Source organism: Gilliamella sp. B2838 (assembly GCF_026536185.1).
Lineage (GTDB): Bacteria > Pseudomonadota > Gammaproteobacteria > Enterobacterales > Orbaceae > Gilliamella.
Genome location: NZ_JAFNOO010000009.1, coordinates 125,681 through 132,709, shown reverse-complemented (window position 1 = coordinate 132,709; position 7,029 = coordinate 125,681). Strand labels below are relative to the sequence as shown.

6 protein-coding genes are annotated in these 7,029 nt (G+C 34.8%); 4 read left to right on the top strand and 2 right to left on the bottom strand.

Features of this window, described 5'->3' with window-relative positions:
* From J3U63_RS10410 to J3U63_RS10395, 4 genes are all read left to right on the top strand, one after another.
* Nucleotides 1-612 (top strand): hypothetical protein (locus J3U63_RS10410; RefSeq protein ID WP_267371438.1); only part of this gene is annotated, 612 nt, incomplete at its 5' end.
* A 17-nt stretch (nt 613-629) separates the two neighbouring features.
* The gene (locus tag J3U63_RS10405) at nt 630-1,070 is read left to right on the top strand and encodes a Tox-REase-5 domain-containing protein (RefSeq protein ID WP_267371437.1); all 441 of its coding nucleotides are present in this window, start codon (nt 630-632) and stop codon (nt 1,068-1,070) included.
* 16 nt (nt 1,071-1,086) lie between these two features.
* Nucleotides 1,087-1,830 (top strand): Imm52 family immunity protein, encoded by a 744-nt coding sequence (locus J3U63_RS10400; RefSeq protein WP_267371435.1) that lies wholly within the window; start codon nt 1,087-1,089, stop codon nt 1,828-1,830.
* A 430-nt stretch (nt 1,831-2,260) separates the two neighbouring features.
* Nucleotides 2,261-3,427, top strand: coding sequence for a hypothetical protein (locus J3U63_RS10395; protein ID WP_267371433.1), 1,167 nt, complete (start codon nt 2,261-2,263; stop codon nt 3,425-3,427).
* 393 nt (nt 3,428-3,820) lie between these two features.
* Here J3U63_RS10395 and glnS read toward each other — a convergent pair whose 3' ends face one another.
* Together glnS and J3U63_RS10385 are read right to left on the bottom strand one after the other, a co-directional pair.
* A complete protein-coding gene (gene glnS / locus J3U63_RS10390) occupies nt 3,821-5,506 on the bottom strand; it encodes a glutamine--tRNA ligase (RefSeq protein WP_267371431.1) in 1,686 nt (561 codons plus the stop codon).
* A 297-nt stretch (nt 5,507-5,803) separates the two neighbouring features.
* A complete protein-coding gene (locus J3U63_RS10385; protein WP_267344432.1) occupies nt 5,804-7,015 on the bottom strand; it encodes an MFS transporter in 1,212 nt (403 codons plus the stop codon).
* Between the last annotated feature and the right edge of the window lie 14 nt (nt 7,016-7,029).

Here is a 7,029-nt window from a genome sequence, read left to right as displayed (position 1 = left end):
AAGGGGTGGGGAATGGGTTTTTGTTGGTATGATGAACAAGGTATGGCGCGCCCCTGTCCTGATGAGCAATTAGAAAAAAGTATTGAGTATTTAAATTATGCCATTGATGGTGGCTATCATTGCTACGAAGATTTGATAGCCCGTATGTTATTTCAACAAGGTGACCATTATCAGGATGAAAAGTATAAACAAATAATTAAATTAACTGAATACCGCAGAGCATTAAAATCAGACGATTTAAAACAGGCAATAGATTATGCACAGCTAATGGCCGAGCATAGCTCAATTATTGGCATATTGCGCATGACTGAGGCGTATTTCTATGGATTAGGTCGAGAGCAAGATCCGGTTAAAGCTTATGCCTGGTCGCTGTTAAGTGATTATGCAAAACAAAAAATCACTGAGATAGACAATAATTTAGCGTGGGATGCAGAGCAACTACCACCAGTTTGGGAATATAACAAGCAAATCCAACAACGTTTAGAACAAATGCTCACCCCAACCGGAAAACAAGCGGCATTAGATTATTTGGAAACACTGAAAACCAAAGTGATCACTTGGAATTATAATCTGTGGCGCAACCAAATAGATGATTTTCATCCTAAACCTTAGCGTAATTAAATATATTAATGAGCGCTCTATCCGCCGATTACCAAGGCGCATTTTCAGGGGAATCCTGGCAAAAGACAAAGAACCCGAAAACCGGTAAAATGTCCCTTGAGATGAAAGAGTGGTTATACGTAGGTCCTGCTGGACGAGCCGATTTTGATGGCTGGTTAGAAATGTTTTGTTTACTGCTTGAAATGAAAGCCAATTATGATTCATTGATGTTTAGTCGGACAGAGTTTGAAGATGTAGAGAAAACGATACCACAGTTAAAAACGTTAGGCAGAAATAAAAAGCTTAGTTTTGAAAAACAAGCGAAAAGACATAACAAAATTTGTTCAGAACACCCCTACGCCCACTGTTGTTGGATTTTTATGACGCCATGGGCGTATAACGCTTTTTTGAATATTTTAAAAGTTAATTCATTCCCTGCATTAAGTGCAATTTGGGTTCCCTTACCTTAGTTATAGAGGATATTTTATGCGAGAGATATTAAATGTTCAGTTCGATATAATCATTTATTTACCTAAAGTCTCCTTCATTACCTATGCTGATTTTTGTCACCGTTTAGAAAAGGCCTTAAAGGTTTATCAACACTGTTTTGACCCCAAAATGACTTGGTATTTGTTCAAAAATACGGTGAAAGTAAAACCCGAGGCGCTAGTCCATAGTCCCGATGGTTTTACTGAGTTTGGTTTAAAAAAACTCTCTTTCGCTCACAAAAAAATCGATAAAGAGGGTGATACGCTGATTTCGTTTATTGATGGTGAACACAATACTTTCGGAAAATTAATTGGTTATAGTGCATCTAAATCCTTAGATAATTCGTTTGTTCAATCTAAAATAAGTTTTTTTTTCACTGAACCCAACGAGCCTCAAATTTTAAAACAAATCACATCTTTTGTTACCGAGCTGGCAAACGTCTTTACCGATAGCTATATTGAAATTGACTTAATGCAGACCTTTTCGAAAGTGAATGCACTATTTGTGAAACGAATTGGTGTATCACTAATAGCTTATATCCCAAGTCCCTTAAAAGCTAGCGACTATCCCGAAGCCCATCAAGTGATCCCGATTTATAAAGACGATAAACAGGTGGGAACTGTGATTGTATCGCTTGATCATTTGCCAAGTATTGAAAACACCGAAGATGTGAAAACAATCAATCGGATTGATTTAAGATTACGTGATGCTGATTTATTACCAATTAGAAGTGATTTATAAGGGATATTATGTGACAAGCTATTCTGTTCAATGTGATTATTAACTTAGTTAAAAAACTTTCATTACCTTTGACAATGGTATTAGTGGTCTTGCAAAATTGTGATTGCCCTCCCGATACCTTTAAACAGGTTAAGCTAAAACCAATATGTCGAGGTATGAGCTTACTATCGCTCGATTATCAATAAGCGAGTGGTGATGTTGAATAGTACGTTGAGGTAGGTAATAAAAAATCACATTTTATTCCTGAGTGGGTCTATTTTTAGAGGTTAAAGCTCATTATGATTTTTTATTTCAAAAAGGGTTAGGAAAGCCGCTGTTAAATAAATGAGCTAGGCATTATCACAATTCTTTAGTTAGTCAAGCTAAAAAGCAAAATAAGGTATGCAGTTTTAATACTACTGCAAAATGTTAATGATTTGGAATATATTTGATGAATTTTCCTACTAAAACGACCAAGTCGATACCAAAAAAGTTAATAACCTATGTAATAATTTTAGGTTTTATTATTGGTATTGGCCTTATGTATTTAAGTACTGATAATTCAAAAAAACGTAACCATGAACTTAATCAACCGGAAAATTTAATTAGGGACTTTACCATTTACCCTTCAACTATTCCCGAAAATGAATTATTACGCATAGACGAAGCTAAAAAGCTGTATAACTCAGCCTTTGACCATAGCGTATTTTATGGTGTGGTTAATCCTGAACAATTGATAAAATTTCTTAAACATGCCTGGCAATGGGATAAAAATGCCATGCCGTATTATTACGATGTTCTTAGTTGTAAAGATTTTTATGATAAAAGAGGAAAAGAGGACGGTATCATTATGTCCTTTGCTGAGTTTATGCACAAATATCGGGATCAGTTAGTGGATAGTGCTGGTAAACCGTTAGTCGAACCTGAGGTGTTTAAAAATAGTCAAATACAGTGGTATTTATGGGATAAGTTTGCCGATTTAAAATATCCCTATTTTGCCTTTCAAAATGGTTACGTAATAGGTACTTGTGGGTATGATGAACAAGGTATGGCGCGCCCCTGTCCTGATGAGCAATTAGAAAAAAGTATTGTGTATTTTAATTATGCCATTGAAGGCGGCTATCATTGCTACGAATATTTAATAGCCCGTATGTTATTTCAACATGGGCGTCAATATAAAGATCAGAAATATAAACAACTGACTAAACTAACCGAATACCGCAGAGCATTAAAATCAGATGATTTAAAACTAGCCATAGATTATGCGCAGTTAATGGCTGAGCATAGCTCAATGATTGGCATATTGCGCATGACTGAAGCCTATTTCTATGGATTAGGACGGGAGCAAGAGCCGGTTAAAGCTTATGCCTGGTCGCTGTTAAGTGATTATGCAAAACAAAAAATCACTGAGATAGACAATAATTTAGCGTGGGATGCAGAGCAATTACCACCGGTTTGGGAATATAACAAGCAAATCCAACAACGTTTAGAACAAATGCTTACCCCAACCGGAAAACAGGCGGCATTAGATTATTTGGAAATACTGAAAACTAAAATTGTAACTTGGGATTACAATGAATGGCGAGATCAGATAGATGATTTTCATCCTAAACCTTAGTTGGATTAACTCAGCTGTAGTGAATCAAATTAAGGTGTATTAAGAAATCGCAAATTGAAGTAAATGGACAATAGTGTGAATAAACGTAACGTTAAATGCTCGATGCTTAAATTATTAATCCTGATAATTGGCATGAATAGATTGGATGTTATTATGGCAAAAATTTTGAATATTTTCGAATCATCTAAAAATAATCAACCTAAATAATGTTTTTTAATTTTATCTAGTACAGCCCCTTCTTTGGCTAAAGACTGCGTTTTTTATAATAATTCTAAAGATAGTTTCAAACTAGCTTTAAAATTTACTTAGTTATATTTTGCGTAAAAGTGATAACTTTTTAATTTTAATTAAAAATAAGTTAAATAAAACGCCGACTGAAGTCGGCGATAATCATTACTTAGCTTGAGTTTCGTTCCAGCTATCTCTTAATCCAACCGTTCGGTTGAATACTAAATTGTCATCAGTTGCATATTTACTATCTAAACAGAAGTAGCCTTCACGTTCAAATTGGTAAGCTTTGCCAACTTCAGCATGTTGCAGGCTTGGTTCAACAAATCCTTTTTTGATAATCAATGATTCTGGATTAATAGTTGATAAAAAGTCTTCAGCCGCCCCAGGATTTGAAGTATTAAATAAACGATCATAAAGACGAATTTCGGCTGGTTTTGCGAATTTAGCCGATACCCAATGAATCACACCTTTAATTTTACGCCCATCTTCTGGGTTTTTATTAAGGGTGGTTGGATCATAACTACAATAGATAGTTTGTATATTACCTTCTGCATCTTTTTCAACGCGATCAGCACGAATAACATAAGCATTACGTAAACGGACTTCTTTTCCTAATACTAAGCGCTTATAATTTTTGTTCGCCTCTTCTTTAAAATCAGCGCGATCAATATAAATTTCGCGGGTAAATGGTGCTTCACGATTGCCCATCTCCGGACGATTTGGATGATTTGGCATGCTGAGCACTTCATCTAAGGTTTCTGAAAAGTTTTCAATCACAACTTTCACTGGGTCAAGCACAGCCATTGCTCGTGGTGCGTTTTCGTTAAGATCTTCACGAATACAAAATTCTAGCGTGCTCATTTCAACGGTATTTTCTTGTTTGGTTACACCAATGCGGTTACAAAATTCACGAATGGAAGCAGGTGTATAACCACGGCGACGTAAACCTGAAATAGTTGGCATACGTGGATCATTCCAACCATCAACAATTTGTTCTGACACGAGTAAATTTAATTTACGTTTTGAGGTGATAGCATACTCTAAATTTAATCGAGAAAACTCATATTGATGTGGGCGAGCGTCAATTGTGATGTTATCTAATACCCAGTCATATAAACGGCGATTGTCTTGAAATTCAAGTGTGCATAATGAGTGAGTAATATTTTCAATTGCATCAGAAATACAATGAGTAAAATCGTACATTGGGTAAATACACCATTTATTGCCGGTTTGATGATGTTCGGCAAATTTAATACGATATAACACTGGATCTCGCATAACAATGAAAGGGGAAGCCATATCAATTTTTGCTCTTAAACACGCTTTTCCTTCAGCAAATTTTCCTTCTTTCATTTGTTGGAATAGCGTTAAATTTTCATCGATACTACGATCACGATAAGGACTATTTTTGCCGGGCTCTTTTAATGTGCCACGATATTCACGAATTTCATCTGCTGAAAGTTCATCAACATAAGCAAGACCTTTATTAATTAACTCAATTGCATATTCATATAATCGGTCGAAATAATCAGATGAGTAACAAATTTCACCATCCCACTCAAAACCTAACCAATGAACATCTTCTTTAATCGATTCAACGTATTCAACATCCTCTTTGACTGGATTAGTATCATCAAATCGTAAATTACATTTACCCTGATAATCTTGAGCAATACCAAAATTTAAACAAATTGATTTAGCATGACCAATATGCAAATACCCATTTGGTTCAGGTGGAAAACGCGTATGCGTAGTTTTATATTTACCTGCTGCTAAATCTGCATCAATAATTTGACGAATAAAGTTAGTTGGACGATTTTCTGTCTCTGTCGGTAAGGAACCGCTCATAAAAAAACCTCTGATTAAATATTTCAATGACGAATTTAGAAATTTGTTCTGTCACTTTTTATCATTTTGACCAAAGAATATAACAAATTTTTTGTTTTTCTGAAATGGAAAAACGTGTATTTACTGTGACAAAATAATGTTTTTTATAAAATCGATGGTTTTCCTAAAAATTGCATGTGACGACAACCTAAAAGTGACATTACTCAAATATAATTAAAACAACTATTAAAATTGGGTATTATTTATATTTGAGTAAACTAGTGAGTTTAAAATTTTAGTTTTAGTAATAAGATAATGTTAATTTTTATTTTTCTTTTCATTGACAAAAAGCATAGCGGTTATACCCACTAAAGTTAACGCTGCGGCTAAATAAAAACCACTATTTAAACTACCTGTTTTATCCGCTATCAATCCAGTAAAATAAGGAGCACAAATTGATGCGCTCATACCAAAAAAGTTGTATAACCCAAAAGCCGTACTAAGCGAAGCTTTAGGTGCATTATCGGCAACTAAAGCGATTAATACTGGATTCAAGCTTATTTTACCAATAAAACCATATAATATAAGTACTGCAATTAATACAGCATATGATTCACTATACACAATCGAAAAAATAGCAATTAATGATAATGGCATCATGCATAACACTACCGGTTTACGTCGACCAAGTTTATCCGATATATAGCTACACAACAAAGTACCAATAATTGAGATCCAAGGTACAATTGATGCAATTTGTGAAGCTTGTAATTTATCCATTCCTCTTTCTGCTTCAAGATAGTTTGGTAACCAGGTAATAATGACAAAAAAACCATATATTGAACAAAAGATTGTAATATAAGCTAAAACCAAATTGCGGTTCTTGAACAATTCCGAAAATTTTATAGACTGTGAAACCTGTGTTGCTGTCGGTTTGGCCACTTTTTCTTTAATACACACAGCCATCAGTAAAGTAACGATTATTATTGGAATAGCAACAACCACAAACGGTAGTTGCCAAGAACTATGGAATACTGAAATCATCACACTTGATAGATAATATCCCATGGCAATACCAAATGACATTCCACTGCCAATAATAGCACTGCCTAACGTTATCCATTTTTTAGGAATAGCTTCTGATGATAACGCATATTGTGGTCCATAATAACAGCCTTGTGCCGCACCAGCTAATATCCAAAGAATCAAAAAGATTATGAAAGAAGGAGCAAAATATATTGATGCAATAAAAATGGCATATAATATGAATCCTGTCACAAGCACACGCTTGCGACCTATTTTATCGCCCAATATACCTGAAGGTATTTGAAATACGGTATAAGCAAGAAAAAACAGGCTCATTATACCGCCAGTTTCAGCCTTATTTAAGCCAAACTGAGTTTGTAATTCACCAATAAGCGGGCTTAAAACTGATCGCCCAGCATAAATAACAATCCAGCCCAAAAAGAAAATGATAACTAATTTGATCCAATAAGCATTTGGAGTGGCGTTTTTTGAATCGCTTGCCATGTTACTCACCTTAC